Here is a 21,975-nt window from a genome sequence, read left to right on the forward strand (position 1 = left end):
GAAAATTCATACAATTTACCTAGTATTGTACTACTAATTGTCAGAAGGATTGATTTGCTTCTTCAATCCATAAACTGCTCCAAGCAAATTTGAATTTTGCCTGAAATGGCAAGCGGCTATCTTTGGCTTTATCGTGGCAATATCGACCCTGAGGAGTATTTCCTCTAGTTTTTCATCGATTTTGTCGGTTAAATCCGGCCTGGCACTAATCCCACCACCAATTAATATCAATTCCGGATCAAATATGTATTGCAAGTTATACAAACCGACAGCCAAATTATGATAAAACCTGTCAATTGCATTTATACAATCCTTATCCCCGGTTTCCGCCATGGAAAATATTTTTTCTCCGGACAACGAACTGCTTTCGACACGCTTTGCAGCTGCTACCATGCGAACCAAAGCAGCGGTAGAAGCCGTTGCACTCCACGTGTTATCTTCTTCGGAAATCTCAGGACGTGTAAGCATATAACCGAATTCTCCGCCATGCAGATGCGCGCCTTTGTGCAAGGAACCATTTTTAATAACTGCTCCGCCAATGCCTGTACCGATGACAACTGCCAGTACATCCTGCTTGCCTTGTGCTGCTCCTTTCCACAACTCGGCATATCCCGCACAGTTGGCATCATTCTCCATGAATACTGGCAGGTTCGTTTTTTCTTTTACCATCTGTTTGATATTGGGTCCGTGTATATATGGCAAGGCACTCGATCCATATACAACACCTTCCTCCGATACCGCTCCGGGAGCACTGATTGCAATCCCGGATACATCAGTGTTGGCTTCCGCGTGCTGCGCGATTAAACCGATCAATCCTCCAAGAGTCTCCGGGGTTGCCGTTTTACTACTCTTCACCAATTCTGCATCTTCCTTGATTACAGCATATTTTATAAATGTTCCACCTATATCAAAAGCTAAATATTTTTCCACTGCTCCACCCTCTTATTTCTAAATAACAAGCGCCGTCTTTTCTTCCAAGCATAAAAACAAAGAAGACAGCCTGTGGCTGCCTGTTTCTGCATGAGTCTGCCTTACCGTTTCGCAGACTTTCGCCGTCTGGTCTGCGTTTTGGGCGGGTGATAACCCCGCTCGTAAATCCTGCCCTTTTTACAACCATGCAAAGCCGCCAACGCGTCGAGATCATCAACCTGTTGGTGCTTGATTGCTTCTACCATCAATAATGCCGCTGCTCTGGCATCTTCTAGTGCATTATGATGATAAAACTCAATACCATTATGTGCTGCTACTGTATGCAGCTTATGATTCGACAATTCCGGCCAAACCTTTTTAGACATGGTTACTGTACAGAGATAGTCAAATTCAGGATAAGTTATTTCGTATCGATCCAAGGTCTGTCGCAGTACGCTCATATCGAAGCTGGCATTATGGGCGACGACCAATCGGCCGGATAAGTATGGTATCAAAGTGGGCCACAGTTCATCAAAAGTCGGAGCATCCACCACGTCTTGTGCGCTGATGCCGTGTATATACGTATTAAAGGAATCAAAATCCATTAATGGGTTTATCAAGCTATAAAACTCATCTATTATGCCATTCTCATCAGCTATTACAATGCCTATAGAACAAGCACTAGTACGGTAACGATTTGCCGTTTCAAAGTCTATTGCCGCTATTTGCAAAATATTCCCTCCACATGAGGCTTTTTCCTCGCTTTTCACTCCTATTATATAATAAGTCGTGCGGACAAACAAAAATTATTTCCGCTCAGAAAGTCTCAATTTTTCTTTTCTCTATCATTCCGGCCCTATCATAACGTTGAAAGAAAAACTGCTCCATTGAAATAAGGGGATAAAGGTACAAGTTATAACTGTAAACTCGCTTAATAAGTCGGTTTTCTTTATTAAGTTAACGGCGGTCATATCCACGGAAAGCGAAGTATCTTTTCAAATTGCTTACCTACACGCTTGTAAAGAGAAAGTAATTCGCAGTTTTTAATAATATTTTAAAAACCGAACGAGTTCGAATAATTATGATTTCGAAATATCGTTCGGTTTTGTTGTGGCCACTATGCTTTTGTTACAAGCTCTGTCTTGTTTTACTAGTTTTTCTTGAAAATTTATACTACTAAATCTATTAACTTCTATTCTTTTATGTTTATGCTATGTTCTTGTTTCAGCCAGCCATAAACTGCACCAAGTATATTTGCATGCTGACGAAAACGGCAGGATTGTATACGTGGTTTTATTTTCGCCAAATCGATCAGACTCAATATTCGGTCCAGCTTATCGTTTATATGTTCAATCAAGTCTGGACGTGCACTAATTCCGCCGCCGATAAGTATGATTTCCGGATCATAAATATATTGCAAATTATAAATACCGATTGCCAACAGGTGGTAAAAATCGTTCACTGCTTCCCGGCAAACTGGATCGCCATTTTCAGCCATTTCAAATATTTCTTCTCCTGTCAGCGTAGATGGCTCCATTCGCTTTCGCTTTGCAACCTTTTTAACAAGCGCCTTCATTGAGGCGATCCGGCTCCAGACATCATCGCTGCTTTCGATATTAGAGTTAAGCAGCATATAACCGAATTCTCCTCCATGCAAACGATCTCCTTTATGCAGCTTTCCATTTTTTATGACAGCCCCGCCGATTCCCGTCCCGATAACTATTACCATGACATCCATTTTACCTGCAGCTGCCCCTTTCCAAATTTCTGCATAGGCAGCACAATGGGCATCATTTTCCATGAAGACCGGCAGACCGGTTTTTTCCCTAATTAACGCTTTCATGTTCGGGCCATGTAGATAATGAACAGCACTTGAACCATATACAAAACCAGCTTCCGATACGGCTCCCGGCGAACTCACAGCAATCCCGGCAAGAAATGGTTGGGACATTGCTTGTGATTCAAGAAATAACAGCAATTCATCAATGGTTTTCGGTGTCTTTATTTTGCTGTTTGACAGGATCTCCCCTTCTCTGGTAACAATCCCATACTTCAGGAATGTTCCCCCTATATCTATTGCCAGAATGTGGTCCACGTTTCCCCCCCTCTCCAACTTAATTAAGCGATAGGATTTCAGTTCCGTGTTGAGCCTTATGCCATCTCATTTATACTCCTCAATAATTGTTTCGAATTGCCTTTCAGCAATCAATTTTTGAAACCAGTAAGCCGACTTTTTAAGCTTGCGGTTCCTATTATCTTCTAAATTGATTTCGACAAGGCCATAACGATTTTTAAATGCATTCATCGGGGAAACATTATCAGAAAATGCCCACAACATATATCCAGTACAATTCACACCTTCTTCAACTGCTTTTAACAGCCACTTTAAATGATCACTGATAAATTCTATTCGGTAATCATCCTCAATCATGCCATCCTTATTTTTAAAACGCTTTTCCTTTTCTACTCCCATTCCATTCTCAGCAATGAACCATTCGATATTGCCATATTCCTCTTTCATCCGAAGCGCCATATCGTACATAATCTGCGGATAAATTTCCCAGCCTCGGTAAGGGTTCATCTTTTTGCCGGGCAGGTCGAATTTTTCGTAATAATATGCCGGATGGAAAGGGGTCCGTTCGTTCCAAGCTGATGTACGAGCTTGTACTCGATGCGGAAAATAAAGATTGAGTCCTACATAATCAACTGTATTGGTTTGGATGATTTGCAGTTCCTCTTTGGTATGCTCGAATGTTATACCGTGTTTTTCCATCAATTCAAATAGTTCCTTTGGATATTCCCCTTTGATAGAGGGATCCAAAAAGACACGATTAAAAAACAAATCGTAGATTCGGGCCGCCTCTTGATCGTGAGGGGCCGTAGATCGGGCATAAGTTACTTCTGGGTTTAGAATAACACCTATTTTTCCCCGTTTATTCAGCCCCGTCTTACGAAACAAAGCAACAACCTTGGCTGTTGCCAGTGCTTTGTTATAGTTCCATTGCATCCATTTCTTTGTATTCTGTTCAAACGGATAACGAATGGCATCCAAGTAAACCCTCGTTTGTACGACAACCGGTTCATTGAAAGTGAACCAGTGTTTAACTTTATCACCATATCGCTCGAACACTGTTTCTGCATATTTTACGAACAGCTCGACAACATGCTCGGACCCCCACCCGCCATAGTTTTCAAATAAAACTGCTGGCACCTCGTAATGCTCCAGACAAAGCATCGGTTCTATTCCATTGGCAATCAATTCATTGATCATGTCATCAATATAGGCGGCATAATCTTCATCCACGACAGCATTTTCATAGTCTACTAGAAATCGCGACCAATTAATCGAAGTCCGGAAGTGTGTGAGGCCGATTTCCTTCATATAACCGATGTCCTCCTTGTAGCGATTGCGAAAATCGGTTGCTACAGCAGGTCCATACCCATCATGCCAGACGTTTTGATTGTTTTTGTACCATAAATCCAAATAGGAATCCTGACTATCTTTTTTTCCTGACCAACCTTCTGTCTGCCAGGCGGAAACAGCCGCCCCCATTATGAAATTCTCTGGTACGTTAATCATTTTTGTTTGCATGGTTATCGCTCCTTTTATAAATAACAAAATTTAATAATAGTCATTCTACTTTGGCGGTGTTCCATTTTCGAAATTCTGTTGGTGTCATCCCCGCAAATTTTTTAAATACTTCTACAAAATATTTGTATTCATGGTAACCGACCTGCTCTGCGATTTCCCTTACTTTAAAAGGAGTGTCGGCAAGTAACGTCTTCGCTTGTTCGACCCGAAGCTCATTCACATATTCATTAAAATTCCTGCCAGTCCTTTGTTTGAACAAAGAACTGAAGTAATTTGGAGAAATATTGATAACATCGGCTACTTCGTGGGCTTTAATTTCTGAGGTGTAATATTTATTGATGTAGGCTTCTGCACGCTCCATCAGCCAGTCATTGTTTTCGGTACGAGTCAATTGGTACTGCTCCATCAACAATCGAACAGCTTCTTCAAATAGAACCCGGATTGCTTGATACGTGTTGTGGTACTGAAAATCGAGCGGTTGTTGCAGAGACGGTCTCCTATCGATTTGTCTTCTCATCAACCCCTGACACCTTTCGTAGGCAGAGAAAATAATCTCCCGGGCTGCAGTGGCCGTTTCTGAGAGAGAACAGGAATTTAAACAAAAACTGTTAAACAACTCATCCGTATGGCGCCTTACCTTGTCCTCTTCTCCTCGCAAAATAGAATCGATCAGCTTATCACTCGGAAAATCTGATGTCTTGCAACCGCTTTGCCATGAATCGGGCACTGGCAGATGGAGTATTCCTTGATTAGCCAGTGGCAAAAATGATAGCGATTGATCAAACTGGCGATATACATTCGCTAGCTCATTCAGCTGAATATATCGATTATGGAGAAGAGCGTATAGCGGAAATTCTAATTCATTCATCCCCGAAACCAGAAGGCGTTCAATCTCTTCCATCTTTATTCCTTCCTGTTTTACAATCAGACTGGTCAACAACAAATTTTCCCCGGTAAAGAAAGAAATACAGGTTACTTCGCTTGTAGTAAAAATCCCGGAAATCCTTTCTTCCCATTGCCGTTTCCATTCAGTAAGCTGTTTGCGTCTTTCTTCTGTTAGTAGAATCGAGTAATTTTTTATTAAGGTAACAAAAGGGAATAGCTTTACTTTTTCACCAAGACTTTTGTCAGGAAAATGACTGACTGGTGTATCCATAACCTGGTAGTAAAGTTCATTTCTAATCGCTGACTCTTCCATCTGAGCATGACGGGAACGTTCTTCCAGAATATCTTCTGACACTTTTCTTACTACCGTAATCAATTCATCTATGTCTACTGGTTTTAATAAGTAATCTTTCACACCAGCATGCATCGCTTGCTTAGCATATTCGAAGTCATCGTAACCGCTTAAAATGATGATACGGATTGCAGGGTAGTATTCAGCTAAATAAGCGGCAAGCTGTAAACCATCTTGATTTGGCATTCGCACGTCGGTTACAACGATATCTACGTCATCAACAGCATTTATTTTTTTGATTGCGTCTAAGCCGTCATGTGCTGCTTCCGCGATTTCGATATTGTATTTTTCCCACGGGATTGTCTTTGTCAATCCATTGCGGATAATCGGTTCATCATCGACGATTAGCATTTTACACGTCATTCCAATCACCCGATTCCTTGTTAATCTTTTGTTCCGGTTTCTTTTCCAGCAGTGGCAGCCTGACTTGCATCCAAGTTCCATTCGGGGAAGGTATATGATTTATTTTTCCATCCTCCTCAAAAGCCAGCAATAATCGTTCATGAAGCTGTTTCAGCGCAAAACCACTACCCTCATTTCCGTTTTCACTGTACGATAGGAAGCCTGCTCCGTTATCCACAACATCAATTAAAATTTGCTTCCCCTGTCTGTATCCCCTGATACGGAGTTCCCCTTGATAGGTAATATTTTTAAATCCATGGCGGATACTGTTTTCCACCAGGGGCTGTAGAATCTGCTTGATCGTGTATGCTTCGCCAATACCCGCATCATAAAAAATACTGTATCGAAGACGGCTCCCCATCCTGCTTTTCTGCAGTTCGAGATAATGCCGAATATAAGCAAATTCTTCGTCTAATTTGACCCACATATTCCCTTTGTTTAAGTTCATCCGGAACATTTTTGACAGCTGTTCAATCAGATGGCCTGTTTCCATGGCATTTTCCAACCTTGCTGTCCAGCGAATCATATCCAATGTATTATATAAAAAATGAGGATCTATTTGGTTTTGCATCGCTTGTAGTTCAGACTCTTTTTGTTTGATTTTCAGCTTGTATTCCTGGTTAATGTACACCTGGATCGTTTTCACCATCTGGTTGAAGCGCATACCGAGCTTGCCGATTTCGTCATTGGTGTTTACGGGGACATTGGCAGTGAAATCACCATTTTCCAGCTGTTTGGTCTGTTCGGTAAGTTCCAAGATACGTCGGATATTGAAAAAATAAAAACCGCCAAAAGCAACGGTGCCCAATAACAATAGCAACAAAATCATATCCACAATGAGAGACCGTACATTATAAAGCTCCTGAACTACTTCCCCCTGGTTCACGACTGCCACTGAAAACCAATTCATTCCGTCTATTTGTTTTTTCACGACTAAATAGCGGCTGTCCTTTGTTTCATAGCTGATCGATCGCTGACTGCTTGCGATAATTCGATCGATCAGCGTCTGATCAGGGAATGGTTTACCAACCATATCTTCGTCAGGATGGAGTACTACATCGCCTTGATCCGTCATGACAAAAAAGTATCCCAGCCCACCTGCAGTTTCGCCTTTAACAGTTTGGTATAAATCCGCCTGGTCCAGTCGAATCCTTACTCTTCCGATTGGCTCTGTTATATGGTTGAGATCGTTTATTTCTCTCGAAAGGCTGATCACTTGTTTTTTTCCTTCCCAGTCACTTTCGACCTGATAGGAACCGCTCCAGGACAGACCACCGCCTTTCTCTGTGGCTGCCTGGTCTAACACAGCTTCATCCGCTGTGACTGGATTGCCAAAATGAAGCTTGTTTCCACTGCCTGATTCCAGCATGATAGAATCGATATAATCAAACGACGTTAACTGAAATGTGAAGTAACCTTTTATCCCCTCTTCAGCCCGCTTGTAGACCTCACTAGTCATTTCCGATTTTGACGAAGAGAAAAAAGTCCGGAAATTTTCGTCGTAAATCATGAAGGAAGTCATATTTTCTACATTTCGTATAGCAGATGTCAACGTTTCCTCACTTGTTTCCAAGCGTCCGATAGTATGATCGGCTGCTTGTTGTTTAAACGCTTTTGTAGTTTGGTAGTAGATCAAAGCACCGAAAAACATCGTCGGTAGAGTGATTAATATCAGGAAAACGGTGGCAAACTGTTTTTTTAATCCCCATTGGCGGAACATTCGCATCCATCCTTGCCCGAGTACTAGCTCTATCTTATCCCTTAACCGCCCCGGCTGTCATACCTTTTACGATTTCTTTTTCAAGCATTAAATAAATAGCGATTATTGGGATCAGTGACATGGTCAATCCTGCCATTTGTGCTCCATAGTTGGTGGTGAACTGACCAGCGAAATTTGCCAGCCCCAACGGCAATGTCTGGAAAGCAGGATCGTTAATCAGTACCAGGGCAAAGGAAAATTCATTCCAATTATAAATGAAGTTAAGAATGACCACAGTGGCAAGGGCCGGACGGGACATTGGCAGCACAATGGACCAGAAAATCCGGAAAATGCCACATCCATCCATGATCGCTGACTCCTCAATGTCCTTTGGAAAAGCCTTCATAAAACTTGTTAAAATGAAAATCGTTATCGGTAAATGAAAAGCAATATATGGGAATAACAAGGTGATCGGTGTATTCAACAATCCAAGATTACGCATTAGGATAAACATTGGAACCAGGGTAGCATGAATAGGAATCAGCATTCCGAAAATAAAAAATGTATAAATAAATTTATTCATTTTAAAAGAGAATCTGGATAAAAAATACGAAGCCAACGCCCCTATTAATACAGTGATAACAGTAGCAGCGACACAGATGAATATACTGTTCTTAAAAAGGACACCAAAGTTGGCTATTTCCCAAGCATTTTGATAGTTTTCCAATACAAATTCTCTCGGAAATCCGAATTGGTTAACAGCAAATTCACTTTCTGACTTGAATGAATTGATGACCATCCAAATTATCGGATATGCATTTACAATGGCAAATAAGATTAGGACTATATAAATCATTAGCCGTTTCCAACCAGGCTTTTTACGGCTTTTTCGTCTTTCAATCTGTGATCCAGTCGACGTTTTTACTGTAGTTTCCATCTTGGTCCTCCTTTTACAACATTTTCCGTCCCAGTAATTTGGTGACAATAAAAATCAAAATTAAACTGAAGAAAAATATCACTACGGATACTGCGCTTCCATATCCATATTGCAGCTGGCTAAAGGTTTCATTGAACATATAAAGCGCCATTACGTCCGTCGAGTGGGATGGCCCGCCGTTTGTCATGACATAGATTAAATCGAAAGTTTTCAAACTGCCGGCTATACATAGAATGATTGCAACGATGATTGTATCCCATATCATCGGAACCGTTACCTTCCAGGTTGTCGTCCATTCGGAAGCGCCATCGATTCTTGCTGCCTCCAATACTTCTTCTGGTACATTTTGCAAAGCGGCAAGAAAAATAATTAAATACAGGCCCACAAATTGCCAGATAACCGTCACACAAACAGCGATCATTGACCAGTTTGTATCACCGAGCCAGTTTTGTGCCAATCCTCCAAGACCGACCATTCGAAGTAATTCATTGATCAAACCATTTTCCGAGTTGTAAATCAGGCTCCAGGTTAACGAGATGACTACAGTGGATAAAACGACAGGCAAAAAACCAATTGTCCGGAAGATTTTCAGTCCCTTCAACTTTCTGTTCAATAACAATGCAATAAACAGAGCAATCGGTACTTGCCCCAATACGGAAGCCAATACGACGTAAATGTTGTTTTTTACCGAATTCCAAAACAAACCGTCTTGAAACAATGCTTGAAAGTTTGCCAAGCCCACAAATGACATTTCCGAAAATCCATTCCATTCCATCACCGAATAATAAAACGATTGAATAATTGGCAGAATGGCAAATACGCTATAAATCAAGATAGCAGGTAATAAACCGATGATGATGGCCCCTTTTGTTTTTCCGGCTGCCTGCATCTCCATTCCTCCTTTTTTCATTGGAAAGGCCGCCATAATGGCAGCCTATCGCAATGAATTTGTTTACTCCGTTTCTTTCTCCATCTCTTTCGCTAATTCTTCAGGCGTTTTTTCACCAAGGGTTATTGATTGTAAACCATTATTAATAATATCGGTCAGTTCCGGTGTCAATGTTGCATCATAGACAGGTGCCAGTCCGCCTTGTGCAAAGCTGTTGGCTTCCTGAAATACTTGAGGAATACTATCATCCATTTCTACGTCAGCCGGGACGATGATGTTTGCTTTGACTAACTTTTGGAACATCTCATCACTGTAGAAAAACTTTAAGAATTTAAAAGCTGCTTCCTTTTTTTCTCCGCTCAAGTCACTGTTCAAGGCAATACCTCCGCCTGCAACACCGGCTATTTTGGCCGGATCGCCATCACCGCCTTCAAAGGATGGGAAAGGGGCGACTCCGATTGCATCTGGATCTTCGACACTGTCCAATATCGGGCCAATAGCCCACGAACCGGCAAAATGCATTGCCGTGTTGCCACTGACAAACTCGCTTCTCGATTGCGCTTCATCGATTGTGTTCATATTCCCATTAAACGCATCCATTTTCGATAATTCTTCAATGACAGACAATGCTTTGACAAATCGTTCATCTGTGAAGGATGCTTCACCATTCAACGCCTTTTCCAGAAAATCACTTCCGGTATAACGGTCTGCAATCGTCGATATATATACCGACTGAAGCGGCCAAATTGCTTTGTTCCCAAGAGCAATAGGTGTGACATTCTTTTCTTTCAATTTTTCGATCAGACTTTTCAGTTCTTCGTAAGTAGCAGGAAACGAATCAAAACCTGCCTCTGCCAATGCATCTTTATGGTAAAAAATCAGACTGGTCTCACTGATATTTGCCGGAATCGCATAATGCTCTCCATCGATAGCATAATCCTTCAAGATACCTTCCGGAATTACCCCTTCCCACTCGTCGACAATTTCATTTAAGGAAAGAAGTGCGTTTCCCTCTACCAACGGAGCAATTCGAGTACCCGGCCATACTCGGAACATATCAGGAAGCTGCTGTCCTGCAGCTTGTGTGCGCAGTTTGGTTTCATACTGGTCATGCGGGATACTTTCGATTTTCACTTCGATTCCTTCGTTTTCTTCATTGAATTTTTTGATCATATCTTTGTAAACGGTATTCTCTGGCCGATCCTCTGTCCAGTCATTCCAAACGGTCAGTTCTATTACATCACTACCAGAAGCTTCATCGCTTTCTCCGCCACATGCAGCTAAACTAATCAATATAAGTAAACTTGCCAACAGCCATCCTATTTTTTTCATTTCTTATCTCCTCCCGATTGCTAGCGCTTACATAGTATTGTAACAGCTTTCATTTTTCTCACTATCCTGTAAACCTACAAAATCATCCGAAAATTTACGAACTTGAAAAAAGCATTCTATCTATTTGGAAAACTTCATTTCATTCTGTTTTGCTGATTCTCTTGTCGCTACTTTCTAAGAAAAGAAATACCTCGCTCGGGTGTTATTCTGCAGAGAAACTTAATTCGCAGATAATAATTATAATCCATAAAGAAAAACCGAACGGGCTCGAATTGCAAGTTTTCGAATCCTCGATCGGTTTTGCTTAACCACTATTTTTGTCCAGGCTTGTTTCTTTGTAATACACTAATTCACCTATCGTTCTTGAATAATTCTATGTGTACTTTTAAATTTCACCACCTGGCAGAATTTATTTCTCTTTATTCGTTTTCTTTCCGGTTTTTTTCTTCCTGAAGAAACTGTATAAACACGGACATGGCTAATACCGGTTGTTTTTTGATTGTTTCAATAAACCCTCGCTTTTGGTAATCATTGACTACATCACTTGCCTCAATACGCTCCATAATTTGTTCACTGCTGACCTTCCTTATTTCTTTACGGATCATTTTTGCTTCTTTATACAGCGCTATGCCGATGGATCCTAATAAAGCAAACAGTAAGAGCATGTAGACCATTTCGGTCCCTGCTCCATAACGATAAAGAAGGATGAACAAGTTACATACCGAAAAAACAATCAACGGAATGGATACAAGCGTAAAAATCGTATTCTTTTTTATCAACGATTTTGCCTTGCTCATTACTCCCTCAATTTCATGTTGGATATATCCAGGCATGTTCTGGAACATAAAGTTATTCATCACTGTCCATCCCCCTTACCTGTTTTTAGGTATTTATCGTCCAACAATTTTTCAATCCTCTCCACTTCCTGTGAATTCCTGGTTAACTCTTGTTTATTTTCTTCTATTAATGTCGAAAACGAAATATTCTTCCTCATGTTTTTTTCCTCCTTAACAGCTAGTTCCGCCTACATAAAACAAAAAGACCTATACCGATTGCGGTATAGGTCTGTTTAAATTAAAAAACGACCTATACCTCTCAACAGGTAAGGTCTTGCTAACAACGAAAAGTTGCCAACAAAGCCGAGAGTGAAAAACTCTGTATTGACGACTTTGCCGTAAAAGCTACTCCCCTTAAAGGATTATTAATTTATAATAATATAATAGCAACGTCATGTTCAATTGTCAAACTATTATGTGCTTTAATTAGTGACACCTCTGTTTTATCTCTATTACTGATTCCCAGCGCGGTCGTCCGATGAAGAGATTTTCCTTCGCTCGCAATGCAAGCCTGATTTCTTTCTTTTTTTAATTCAAGAAGGGATAATACACTTTAAGGAGGAATGATACCATGAAATGCAAAATAAATCGCAATGCTGCCAAAAAAATCAAGCAATGGCTTGCCGATGATGGAGCAGAAGGACAAATGCTCCGGGTCTTTGTTTCTGAGTTCCATGGAAATCATGCCCATTACGACCTGACGCTCGATTATCCGAAAGAACACGACGAAATCGTTCAAACAGATAAGGAAATCGATGTGTTGATGGATAGCAGGGAAGATTTTCTGGACGGCGTTTGGATTCAATACTTTTATATACCTACCGAAGGATTTAAAATCACCAATTCCTCGAAGGGCCACCCGCCCCATATTCATTAAAATCAATGCCGCCGTTATACGGCGGCATTCTTTGTAGAAAGGATTCTTCTATATGTTTGCAATCCAACCATATAATTTGAATGCTGATTCAACATCCTCTTCACTCAATCACGCTGATCCGAAAATTCCGATCGTTGTGAGAAACACGACAATAATAGTAAGCGGGATTAGGTAACGCATCAGGCTTTTCCATATAGCATACCACGGAGAAGCCAGCCCTGAACTAAGCTTGAATTCCTGTTCCACCAGGGAACTCTCCATCCGATGTACAATAAAGACAGCGATTAGCAGACTTCCAATCGGAAGCAGTATGTTACTTACCAGATAGTCGGTCGCATCAAAAACAGTTAGCCCGAATATATGGAATCCGCTTATCGTACTAGAAGAAAGGGCAGCCGGTATTCCGGCAAAAAATACCACAATCCCGGCGATTAGCGTAACGGGTTTTCGGCGCCGTTTCCCGCTTTCTGTGAAAGCTGAAACAATGATTTCCAACAGGCTGAATGAAGAAGTCAACGTAGCGAACAAAAACAATAACAGAAAAAGACATAGAAACAGCTCACCAAATGGCATTTGGGAAAACACAGATGGGAGTACGATGAACAATAAGCCTGGTCCTTCTGTCGGTTCAAGTCCAAAGGCGAAAACAACCGGAAAGATTGCCAGTCCGGCCAGAAGGGAAACGAAGATGTTCATCCCGACAACACTTCCAGCCGATGACGGGATGCTCACTTCTTTATTCAGATAAGAGCTGTATGTAACCATGCATGAAAAACCAACAGCCAAAGAGAAAAAAGATTGTCCTAAAGCATACAGTACCCCTTCCCCGGTTATGTTGGAAAAGTCAGGACGCAAGAAAAAGCGAACCCCCTCCATTGCGCCATCCAGCGTCAAGGATCTGATAACCAGAATGATGAAAAAGATAAATAACAGCGGCATCAACAGTTTGCTTGCCTGTTCGATCCCTTTCTTAATTCCGTATGAAATAACGATAATATTAATAAGCAAAAATAGGGCAAGGCCGATTAACGTAGCCAGCGGACTTCCTGTGACAGAACCAAACATCTCCCCATAGTCAGCAGAATCGGTGATCACCATTCCGGGTATTGCTCTGACACTGTATATCAATACCCAGCCTCCCACTACGCTATAAAAAGACAGAAGCAAAAAACAACCTACTATACCAAGCCTGCCAATCCAAGGCCAGTGGGAACGAGGTGCAAGAACTTTATAAGCAGTGACGGCTTCTTTACCTGCTCCTCTACCTATTATGAGCTCAGAAATCAACAAGGGCAGTCCGATCAATACTGTAAAAACAACAAATATCAGAAAAAACGCTCCCCCGCCGTTCATCCCGGTAACATAAGGAAATTTCCAAATCGCACCAAGGCCGATTGCAGCCCCCGCCGTCGAAAGAATAAATCCTATTTTTGAGGACCACTGCTCTCGATTAGTTTTCATATCATCCCTCCAATTCTGCTATTTTAATATAAAAGGTAATCTATTCGCTATATTTTCGTCCGCAAATTCCACAACTCAGGAAAAAAATAATGATCGAGGACCTTTTTTAAATAACCCACCCCCGAAGATCCACCCGTCCCCGTCTTATGACCTATGATCCGTTCAACTGTTTTCATGTGACGGAACCGCCACTGTTGCAGGAAATCCTCAATGTCGACCAGCTTCTCTGCCAGCTCATAAAGCGACCAGTATTGATCGATATTTTCATAAACCTTCAGCCAAGCTTTTTCCACACTAGCATCAGCTTCATATGGTTCAGAAAAATCCCTTTCTAAAATTTCGGGATTGATTGGCAGACCCGCCCTATCAAGGGCCTGTATGGCGGCATCATATAAACCGGGCGCACGATAAGCCTCCAATAATTGCTGATAGATCACGGGATTTTGCTGATAGATTTTTAATGCATGTGATGTTTTATAGCCCAGTGAAAACTCGATCAGCCGATATTGATAGGATTGAAACCCAGAGGCCTGGCCGAGCTTATCCCGAAACTCAATATATTCGCTGGGAGTCAAAGTAGACAACACATCCCAGGCGGCGATAATTTGTTTTTGGGTTTTCTTCACTCGCGCCAGCATTTTGAAGGCTTCTGACAACTTCCCATTATGAATCGCCTGAATCGCCGATTGAATTTCATGCAGAATCAGTTTCATCCACAGCTCACTCACTTGGTGAATGATAATAAACAGCATTTCATCATGGTGATCAGATAGCGGCTTCTGACTGGACAACAAACGATCGAGATCTAAATAATCGCTGTACGTCATTTTTTCCAAAAAATCGGTATGGATGCCATTTTCTCTAGAATCATTGTTTCTGTCAGTCATTTCTTTCCTCCTCTTCATTTACAGACATCGTAGTACTGCACGTACCGGGCTCCCGTCAGCTTCTTCCAGTGCTAATGGCAGAGCGATGAGTTCATATTCTCCAGGAACTATATGATCGAGCATGATGTTTTCCAGTATATATATATTGTTATCATGTAAAGCATGATGAACTGGTAATTCCTTACTTTCTATTGGGTCAACAGATGGCATGTCGACTCCTAAAAGCTCTACTCCCCGTTCTTTTAAAAAGGGGCCAATATCTGGATCAAGCAGAGGCATTTTTTCGGGAAATCGTTCAGGTATATTCGGAAGCGAGCTGTGCAAGAGCAATCGTTTAACCCCATCAAGCTGGTTTTTCGACAGAATGTTTGCATCGATTTTTTCTGTATGAGATACGTCAATAACTTTAGCCGGACCGATGTACGTGTCAACCGGGATATCAAGAACACGTTTGCCTTGGTTATTATAATGAAAAGGTGCATCAATGTGAGTACCTGTATGACAGCTGGCACTGATTTGACCAATATTAACGGAGCCCGTTTGTTCTTTGGAAAAGGTAAGGCGGTAGGAAAATGGTTCATCTCCCGGCCAGTGAGCAATCCTGTCCGACAGGGGTTGAGTGATATCTATCCATTCTGATGATTTCATTTTATGCTATTACCTCCCGCTTCTTTTCAAAGCGCAGAAAACGCTCTTCTTCCATGATAGTCCTTAATAAATCGACTACCTGCCACACTTCTTCAAATGTATTATATAGAGCAACGGGCGCCAGTCTTATACCGTTGGGAGCCCGAAAATCCGGGATCACCCCTGCCTCCTTCAACGCTTTGCATATCCGGACAGCCTCTTCATGCTCGATGAAAATATGACCACCACGGGAATCATGCGAGAGAGGATTTGCTATCGTAAAGTGGTAACCATGCAAGCGACGCCTCACTAAGGATAGTAAATAATCCGTCAGTTTCAGTGATTTGGTACGAATCTGTTCAATACCTGCCTCCGCGAACATATTTAAAGAACCTATCAATGGAGCCATGCTGAGGACGTGAGGAGTTCCGATTTGAAAGGCTCCCGCCGTAGCTGCCGGACTTAAGTTATGCTCCATATCAAATTGTTTTTCTTTGTCCGAACTGAACCACCCAGCTAAACCAGGGTTCCTGCCGAAAAAGCGCCGGTTTACATACAGACCTCCCACACTCCCTGGCCCGCCATTCAAATGCTTGTATGTACACCAGAAAGCAAAGTCGACTTCCCATTCATCCAATTGATGGGGTATTACACCAATAGAATGACACAAGTCAAAACCAATCAGAATTCCACGTGAATGTGCAGCCTCGGTCAAACGTTTGATATCAAGCACCTGACCACTTCGGTAAAGGACACTCGGCAACACGATCAGAGCAATTTCGTCCGTCATTTCCGAAATAATCTGTTGTTCATCCAGTGTTCTGCCGTCCGTGCTTTTCACTTGGATGAGATGTTTATCCGGATCATATCCTTTTTGCTCTAGCTGGCTCTGTAAAGCGTAAATATCTGAAGGAAAATTAAGTTCATCCGCTAAAATTTTAGTCCTGCTGCCACTTGGCTGATAAAAACTGGCGACAAGCTGGTGCAAATTAATTGTGGTTGAACCAGTGACGACCACTTCCTCCGGTTCAGCCCCTACTAACGGTGCAGATAACTCCCCTAGCGACTCCGCCAAGTAGTACCATGGGTTTTCTCCTGAAGTCCAGCCGTTAATACCGAATTGTTTCCAAGAATCCAACACATGATGGACAGCTTTTTCTGCAGGCTTTGAGAGCAATCCCAATGAATTGCCGTCAAAGTAGATAATATCCTTTTCTATGTAAAATTCATTGCGAAAGTCGGCTAGTGGGTCCTGTTGATCCAGTTGTTTTGCGTAGTCTCTGCTCCACCAATTTTCGTCCTGTTTTATTTCCATCAGTCTCCGCCTCCTTTTGAAAAATTCTGTCAATTCGACTATATAGTTTACCTGCAAGGATGTCAACGACTGCCAGAATGCTGCCCTGATTCCTTTTTGCGTTATCATCCAACCAGCTTCTCTTAGTAATAAAGCGTTAATTCTATTTATCTATCTTCCGCTTAAGCGATTGCTCCAGTTAAGTCCTTAGTACTAAGCAGCTCTCAAAGGGGTTTAGCAATCTTAAAAATTTGAAGAAAATCTTAAAATTATCCAGTTTTTATCCCTGGTATTTCTATCAAAAACAATTATAGTCTATGTAAGCGTTTACTTAAACTGGCATAAGCGCTCCCCGATTCCCACCTTTGTCCTACACCACGTTATTGTTGGCTTCCGTTCTCTGCGTATTTATTTGGCACAAGCAGCTTTCATTCTTATAAAGGTGCTTAATTTAATCCTTGAAAGGAGGAATTACTCTAGCTTTCTTATCTTAATCAAAGAAAAAGGAGGACGTTGAGTAATGAAGAAACAATGGATTATAGTTTTATCAGCTTTACTTTTTCTTTTTTTCGTCGTTTCGGCAAGTGTTGAAGCTGCGGATAACTCCGAACCAGAATGGAACAACAACCCAGAAACGTTCGAAGTAAATCGCGAACCTGCTCACGCTACTTTAATGCCTTATGGTTCTATAAAAGCAGCATTAGCAGGAGATAGGACTGTCTCATCCTTTTATAAGTCCTTGAATGGTGATTGGCGTTTCCACTGGTCCAAAAACCCGGAAGGCCGGCCAGAGGACTTTTACAAGAATTCCTATGACGTATCAAATTGGGATACGATCCAAGTCCCCGGCAACTGGCAGCTGCAGGGCTTTGATTATCCGATTTATACCAATATTACGTATCCCTGGACAGGGTATGAGCAGCCTGAAGCGCCTAAGGCACCTACTCTCTACAATCCTGTCGGCTCTTATAAACGTACATTTACTATTCCAGACAACTGGGACGGCAGGGAGGTATTCCTTTCCTTCAAAGGGGTCGAATCAGCTTTTTATGTATGGATAAATGGCGAAAAAGTCGGTTACAGTGAAGACAGTTATACACCGGCAGAATTTGATATTTCCGATTATCTTCATCCAGGTGAAAATTCAGTGGCGGTTGAAGTGTATCGGTGGTCGGACGGCAGCTGGCTGGAGGACCAGGACTTTGTCAGGCTTAGCGGTATATTCCGGGATGTATATTTATACAGTACTCCATCCACACACATAAGCGACTTCACGGTAACAACGGATTTAGATGAAGCATATGTGGACGCTTCCTTGGATGTAGAAGTCGATGTTCAGAACTTCTCGGAAAGCAGAGAAGCCAATGAATACCAAGTTGAAGCTCATCTATATAATGAAGACAACAAACTCGTTGGTAAAGAACCCATTAAAATGGATGTTCGCCTGGATGGGAAGCAAGCAATTACTCGAAACGGCAGTCAACTAATCAAAAACCCGAAAAAATGGTCAGCAGAAAATCCGAACCTGTATAAGTTGGTGCTTGTTCTTAAGGACAGCAATGGGAATATAATTGAAACAGAAAGCAGTAAAATCGGTTTTCGTGAATTCGAATTAAAAGAGGGGCAAATGCATTTAAACGGGAAACCTATCGTCTTCAAAGGAGTAAACAGACATGAAATCGATCCGGATACTGGCCGCAATATCTCCGAAGAAACGATGATTAAAGATATAAAATTAATGAAAAAGTTTAATATTAACGCGGTACGTACTTCTCACTATCCCAACAATGAGCGGTGGTACGAACTCGCAGACGAATACGGGCTCTACTTGATTGATGAAACTAATCTGGAGTCACACGGGGCAAACAACATTTTGCCGGCTAGTGATCCGCAATGGCTTGATGCCTCATTGGACAGGCTGGAGTCTATGATCGAAAGGGACAAGAACCACCCATCCGTACTGATATGGTCATTGGGTAACGAGGCCGGCCGCGGTGAAACCTTTAAAAAAATGGCAGAGTGGGCTCATGAAGCTGACCCTACCAGACTTGTCCATTATGAAGGGGATAATCGCTGGACTGACATAGAAAGTCATATGTACCCTTCCGTCACTTCAGTCGAAAGCTATGGCAAGTCGGGGAATGATAAACCATATATCCTTTGCGAATATGCCCATGCCATGGGAAACAGCGTCGGCAATCTATATAAGTATTGGGATGTTATCAACAAGTATCCGAACCTTCAAGGTGGATTTATTTGGGATTGGGTCGACCAATCACTGCGTGAACCTACACCAGTCAAAAAAATCGTCAATGATCAAAGCGCTAACCCTGTCGATGGCCGTTTGTTTGGTGAATCGATAGAAGGAGAAGATGGTAAAGCAATCGATGGATATGTTTCCGTCCCACAAGAAAAGAAGCTGGACATAACGGAGAAACAACTGACTTTGGAGGCTTGGGTAAAACCCGAAGCAACCAGTACCCACAGTCCATTTATCGCGAAAGGAGACAGTCAGTATGCATTAAAACAAAATGGCAGCCGACTGGAGTTTTTTGTTTATAACCAAAATCTCTCCAATCCATGGGTAACTGTATCCGCTCCTCTTCCCGACAACTGGGAAGGCAATTGGCACCATGTAGCGGGGGTTTATGATGGGCATACTTTAAAACTATATGTGGACGGACAACTATTGGGTGAAAAAGCTTATGATGGAGAAATCACCAGCAATGCTTTTGCTGTCAATATCGGCCGGAACACAGAAGCCAACCGTGTGACTACTGCAGTCATTGACCAAGCTGCCATTCATAACCGGCCTTTAACGGCGGAAGAATTGACGAGCAGTAGAGAGCCGGACAGTTCCACCGTACTATGGATGGACTTCAACAAAGTCACTGAGGAAGAATTTGAGCAAAAAGAATACTTTGCTTACGGCGGAGACTGGGGAGACAATCCAAATGACGGTAACTTTCTTGCTAATGGACTCGTCTTCCCAGACCGCACCATTCAGCCTGAACTTTGGGAAGTCAAAAAAATGTATCAAAATATCAAGGTCACCGGAGAAGACTTGATTGATGGTACAATCAACATTCAAAATGACTTTTTATTTACCAACCTGAGCAACTATGATTTGGAGTGGAAATTAAAGGAGAATGATAAAACGATAGAAAAAGGAAAAGAGAAAAAGCTAAATATCGAACCGGGAGAAATAAAGCAGATAGATCTTGGATACAGTCAGCCGGAATTGACCCCTGGTGCTGAGTATTGGCTGAACATTCGTTTCACGCTTTCTCATAAGACAGATTGGGCAAATAAAGGGCACATAGTAGCATCGGAACAGCTGAAAATCCCCTACGAAGTACCAGACCAGCCTGTAGAAGACCTTTCTCAAATGCCAAGCATGAAATTGGAAGAAACGAACGATTCAGTTACTGTTGAAGGAGACCAATTTCAATTGGACTTCGATAAGGAAGCCGGAACAATCTCCAGCTTTTCCTTCCGCGAAAACCAATTGATCAAAGAAGGACCGGAACCCGATTTCTGGAGGGCGCCGAATGATAATGACAAAGGAAATGGAATGCCTTCTAGAGCAGCCACTTGGCGTGAGGCGGGCAAAAATAGGACGATTGACGAAGTAAAAGTAATTCCGATAGGCGACAAAGCTGTCAAAATCAATGTCCAGTCTACATTGCCGACAACCAACACATCCTCTTACAGTGTATCGTACGTCATTTACGGAAGTGGCGATGTCGTGATAGATAGTACCTTGAGGCCTGGTGAGGATCTTCCAGAGATCCCTGCAATCGGAATGGAGTTGACATTGCCAAAGGATTATGAAGCGATGACCTGGTTTGGCCGGGGACCGCATGAGAACTATTGGGATCGTAACAAGGCGGCGGACATCGGCTTGTATCAAAGTACGGTAGAGGAACAATTCATCCCGTACTTAGAGCCACAGGAAACCGGAAACCACACCGGAGTCCGCTGGACGACTTTTACCAATAAACAAGGCATTGGCTTAATGGCAATCGGCCAGCCATCTCTGGAAGTCGGCGCTTTACACTATACGGAACAGGATTTGGAAAACCATGCGCATCCCTATGAATTAGAGAAAAAGGACGATATCTTTGTTAGTCTCGATTACCACCAAATGGGATTAGGCGGTGACGACAGCTGGGGAGCACGTCCTCATCCAGAATTCACCCTACAAGCTGATAAGTCTTATAGCTATTCCTATCGTCTCAAGCCGATTTCAAATGACCAATCCGCCATGGAAGAGAGTAATAAACTGATAACGACCAACCTGGTGAAAAGCATCGAAGTTGATGGCAAAACTCTCCAAGGGTTCCACCCGGGAAAAACCGAGTACACGAAGCATTATTTAACCGGAAGCCTTACCGAGATACCGAAAGTTGAGGCCGTACCAATTGATGACCATGTTGACCTTGAAATTGTTCAAGCGGTGGAAATACCTGGTCAAGCAATTATCAAGGCTCGATCAAACGACGGTTTGTTGGAACAAACCTACACTATCCAGTTTGAAACCTTTGATGAACTGTACCTCAGTGATATGGACTGGAGAAGTGCCAACAGCGGATGGCGCTCGGTACAAAGAGATAAATCGGTGGAAGGCAATGATCTGCGTTTAATGACAAAGGATGGCGTTCGCCAGTTTGAAAAAGGGATCGGTACGCATGCCAATTCTGAAATCGTTTTTGACCTAACAGGAATTGGAGCCAAAAAATTTGAGGCAACGGCCGGGGTTGACGCCGAAGTAGGCAGTAGTGGATCTGTAACATTTGAAGTGTACGGAGATGAAGAGAAGCTTTATGAAAGTGAAACAAAGAACGGCGATACTCCAGCTGATGCACTATCAGTGGACATCGAAGGGGTAGAAATTTTGAAACTGGTTGTAACAGATGCAGATGATGGAAATAGTTATGACCATGCCGACTGGGGAAATGCCACAATAAAGTGAACGGTGACCAGCTGCCTCTCT

17 protein-coding genes are annotated in these 21,975 nt (G+C 42.2%); 2 read left to right on the top strand and 15 right to left on the bottom strand.

Annotated features, from left to right (window positions below; genetic code table 11):
• Positions 1 to 33: 33 nt before the first annotated feature.
• The 11 genes from BLR82_RS03740 to BLR82_RS20720 all read right to left on the bottom strand — a co-directional run bounded on the left by BLR82_RS03740 (position 34) and on the right by BLR82_RS20720 (position 11,991).
• Entirely contained in the window at positions 34 to 930 is an 897-nt protein-coding gene (locus BLR82_RS03740) for an ROK family protein (RefSeq protein WP_074597642.1), read from the bottom strand.
• 101 nt (positions 931 to 1,031) lie between these two features.
• A complete protein-coding gene (locus tag BLR82_RS03745; protein ID WP_074597643.1) occupies positions 1,032 to 1,640 on the bottom strand; it encodes a 3'-5' exonuclease in 609 nt (202 codons plus the stop codon).
• Between the two features lie 461 nt (positions 1,641 to 2,101).
• Positions 2,102 to 3,004 (bottom strand): ROK family protein, encoded by a 903-nt coding sequence (locus tag BLR82_RS03750; RefSeq protein WP_074597644.1) that lies wholly within the window; start codon positions 3,002 to 3,004, stop codon positions 2,102 to 2,104.
• A gap of 66 nt (positions 3,005 to 3,070) precedes the next feature.
• Positions 3,071 to 4,501 (bottom strand): glycoside hydrolase family 1 protein, encoded by a 1,431-nt coding sequence (locus tag BLR82_RS03755; protein ID WP_074597645.1) that lies wholly within the window; start codon positions 4,499 to 4,501, stop codon positions 3,071 to 3,073.
• 40 nt (positions 4,502 to 4,541) lie between these two features.
• A complete protein-coding gene (locus BLR82_RS03760) occupies positions 4,542 to 6,101 on the bottom strand; it encodes a response regulator transcription factor (protein WP_175486742.1) in 1,560 nt (519 codons plus the stop codon).
• Complete coding sequence (locus tag BLR82_RS03765) at positions 6,091 to 7,860, bottom strand: cache domain-containing sensor histidine kinase (protein WP_074597647.1); 1,770 nt, start codon at positions 7,858 to 7,860, stop codon at positions 6,091 to 6,093. The genes BLR82_RS03760 and BLR82_RS03765 overlap by 11 nt, the downstream gene beginning before the upstream one ends.
• Before the next feature lie 34 nt (positions 7,861 to 7,894).
• The gene (locus BLR82_RS03770) at positions 7,895 to 8,695 is read right to left on the bottom strand and encodes a carbohydrate ABC transporter permease (RefSeq protein WP_245693666.1); all 801 of its coding nucleotides are present in this window, start codon (positions 8,693 to 8,695) and stop codon (positions 7,895 to 7,897) included.
• 94 nt (positions 8,696 to 8,789) lie between these two features.
• A complete protein-coding gene (locus BLR82_RS03775; RefSeq protein ID WP_425440886.1) occupies positions 8,790 to 9,686 on the bottom strand; it encodes a carbohydrate ABC transporter permease in 897 nt (298 codons plus the stop codon).
• A 42-nt stretch (positions 9,687 to 9,728) separates the two neighbouring features.
• Positions 9,729 to 10,997: an extracellular solute-binding protein gene (locus tag BLR82_RS03780; protein WP_074597649.1), complete on the bottom strand. Its 1,269-nt coding sequence runs from the start codon at positions 10,995 to 10,997 to the stop codon at positions 9,729 to 9,731.
• Between the two features lie 419 nt (positions 10,998 to 11,416).
• Entirely contained in the window at positions 11,417 to 11,854 is a 438-nt protein-coding gene (locus BLR82_RS03785; protein WP_083334694.1) for a DUF5392 family protein, read from the bottom strand.
• The gene (locus BLR82_RS20720; RefSeq protein WP_139186883.1) at positions 11,854 to 11,991 is read right to left on the bottom strand and encodes an FbpB family small basic protein; all 138 of its coding nucleotides are present in this window, start codon (positions 11,989 to 11,991) and stop codon (positions 11,854 to 11,856) included. Before BLR82_RS20720 ends, BLR82_RS03785 begins: the two co-directional genes overlap by 1 nt.
• 413 nt (positions 11,992 to 12,404) lie before the next feature.
• On the opposite strand from BLR82_RS20720, the gene BLR82_RS03790 reads away from it, so the two are divergent.
• Entirely contained in the window at positions 12,405 to 12,710 is a 306-nt protein-coding gene (locus BLR82_RS03790; RefSeq protein WP_074597650.1) for an iron-sulfur cluster assembly accessory protein, read from the top strand.
• A gap of 108 nt (positions 12,711 to 12,818) precedes the next feature.
• Here the strand turns inward: BLR82_RS03790 and BLR82_RS03795 are convergent, their stop codons facing one another.
• Genes BLR82_RS03795 through kynU form a run of 4 tightly spaced genes read right to left on the bottom strand, consistent with a single transcriptional unit; the run spans position 12,819 to position 17,000 of the window.
• A complete protein-coding gene (locus tag BLR82_RS03795; protein ID WP_074597651.1) occupies positions 12,819 to 14,171 on the bottom strand; it encodes a sodium-dependent transporter in 1,353 nt (450 codons plus the stop codon).
• Between the two features lie 47 nt (positions 14,172 to 14,218).
• Positions 14,219 to 15,058 (bottom strand): tryptophan 2,3-dioxygenase, encoded by an 840-nt coding sequence (kynA, locus tag BLR82_RS03800; RefSeq protein WP_139186884.1) that lies wholly within the window; start codon positions 15,056 to 15,058, stop codon positions 14,219 to 14,221.
• 18 nt (positions 15,059 to 15,076) lie between these two features.
• A complete protein-coding gene (gene kynB, locus BLR82_RS03805; protein ID WP_074597653.1) occupies positions 15,077 to 15,706 on the bottom strand; it encodes an arylformamidase in 630 nt (209 codons plus the stop codon).
• Between the two features lies 1 nt (position 15,707).
• Complete coding sequence (gene kynU, locus BLR82_RS03810) at positions 15,708 to 17,000, bottom strand: kynureninase (protein WP_074597654.1); 1,293 nt, start codon at positions 16,998 to 17,000, stop codon at positions 15,708 to 15,710.
• A gap of 499 nt (positions 17,001 to 17,499) precedes the next feature.
• Here kynU and BLR82_RS03815 point away from each other — a divergent pair, with 499 nt between their 5' ends.
• Entirely contained in the window at positions 17,500 to 21,954 is a 4,455-nt protein-coding gene (locus tag BLR82_RS03815) for a glycoside hydrolase family 2 TIM barrel-domain containing protein (RefSeq protein ID WP_074597655.1), read from the top strand.
• Positions 21,955 to 21,975 lie beyond the last annotated feature (21 nt).

Origin of the sequence: Sediminibacillus halophilus, from assembly GCF_900103695.1 — a bacterium.
Lineage (GTDB): Bacteria > Bacillota > Bacilli > Bacillales > Amphibacillaceae > Sediminibacillus > Sediminibacillus halophilus.

Bases quoted from the DNA above. Each gene is read 5' to 3' on its own strand.
- BLR82_RS03755 (WP_074597645.1), bottom strand. From the start codon at position 4,501: ATGCAAACAAAAATGATTAACGTACCAGAGAATTTCATAATGGGGGCG.
- BLR82_RS03760 (WP_175486742.1), bottom strand. From the start codon at position 6,101: ATGACGTGTAAAATGCTAATCGTCGATGATGAACCGATTATCCGCAAT.
- BLR82_RS03765 (WP_074597647.1), bottom strand. From the start codon at position 7,860: ATGTTCCGCCAATGGGGATTAAAAAAACAGTTTGCCACCGTTTTCCTG.
- BLR82_RS03770 (WP_245693666.1), bottom strand. From the start codon at position 8,695: ATGATTTATATAGTCCTAATCTTATTTGCCATTGTAAATGCATATCCG.
- BLR82_RS03775 (WP_425440886.1), bottom strand. From the start codon at position 9,686: ATGAAAAAAGGAGGAATGGAGATGCAGGCAGCCGGAAAAACAAAAGGG.
- BLR82_RS03780 (WP_074597649.1), bottom strand. From the start codon at position 10,997: ATGAAAAAAATAGGATGGCTGTTGGCAAGTTTACTTATATTGATTAGT.
- BLR82_RS03785 (WP_083334694.1), bottom strand. From the start codon at position 11,854: ATGAATAACTTTATGTTCCAGAACATGCCTGGATATATCCAACATGAA.
- BLR82_RS20720 (WP_139186883.1), bottom strand. From the start codon at position 11,991: ATGAGGAAGAATATTTCGTTTTCGACATTAATAGAAGAAAATAAACAA.
- BLR82_RS03790 (WP_074597650.1), top strand. From the start codon at position 12,405: ATGAAATGCAAAATAAATCGCAATGCTGCCAAAAAAATCAAGCAATGG.
- BLR82_RS03795 (WP_074597651.1), bottom strand. From the start codon at position 14,171: ATGAAAACTAATCGAGAGCAGTGGTCCTCAAAAATAGGATTTATTCTT.
- kynA (WP_139186884.1), bottom strand. From the start codon at position 15,058: ATGACTGACAGAAACAATGATTCTAGAGAAAATGGCATCCATACCGAT.
- kynB (WP_074597653.1), bottom strand. From the start codon at position 15,706: ATGAAATCATCAGAATGGATAGATATCACTCAACCCCTGTCGGACAGG.
- kynU (WP_074597654.1), bottom strand. From the start codon at position 17,000: ATGGAAATAAAACAGGACGAAAATTGGTGGAGCAGAGACTACGCAAAA.
- BLR82_RS03815 (WP_074597655.1), top strand. From the start codon at position 17,500: ATGAAGAAACAATGGATTATAGTTTTATCAGCTTTACTTTTTCTTTTT.